This is a genomic window from Bacillus sp. JK62, assembly GCF_053663455.1.
The window spans coordinates 1-512 of the sequence record NZ_JBSJQA010000019.1; the positions used below are offsets into that span (position 1 = coordinate 1).

Below are 512 nucleotides of genomic sequence, written 5' to 3' on the forward strand. Positions count from 1 at the left end.
GAGTGGTGGGTTTCCCCATTCGGAAATCTCCGGATCAAAGCTTGCTTACAGCTCCCCGAAGCATATCGGTGTTCGTCCCGTCCTTCATCGGCTCCTAGTGCCAAGGCATCCACCGTGCGCCCTTTCTAACTTAACCGTTAAAAAGAATCACTACGTGATATCTTGCATTACTAATTGAATGTGAATTACTTCTGTTATCTAGTTTTCAAAGAACAACGCATAGGACATGCTAACAGATGCGTTGCCACAGGAAGTGGCGCATTTAGCAGGTGTTCCTATGTTTTGAAGGAATGATCCTTCAAAACTAAACAAGACAGGGAACGTTCTGTTTATAAGACCCAAGGTCTTATATTCCGTTAAAATCCTTAGAAAGGAGGTGATCCAGCCGCACCTTCCGATACGGCTACCTTGTTACGACTTCACCCCAATCATCTGTCCCACCTTCGGCGGCTGGCTCCATAAAGGTTACCTCACCGACTTCGGGTGTTACAAACTCTCGTGGTGTGACGGGC

2 rRNA genes are annotated in these 512 nt (G+C 47.1%); both read right to left on the minus strand.

From position 1 onward, the window contains the following. Nucleotides 1-136, minus strand: a 23S ribosomal RNA gene (locus ACWJJ4_RS19870); the annotation flags it as partial. 233 nt (nt 137-369) lie between these two features. Beyond that, a 16S ribosomal RNA gene (locus ACWJJ4_RS19875) occupies nt 370-512 on the minus strand; the annotation flags it as partial.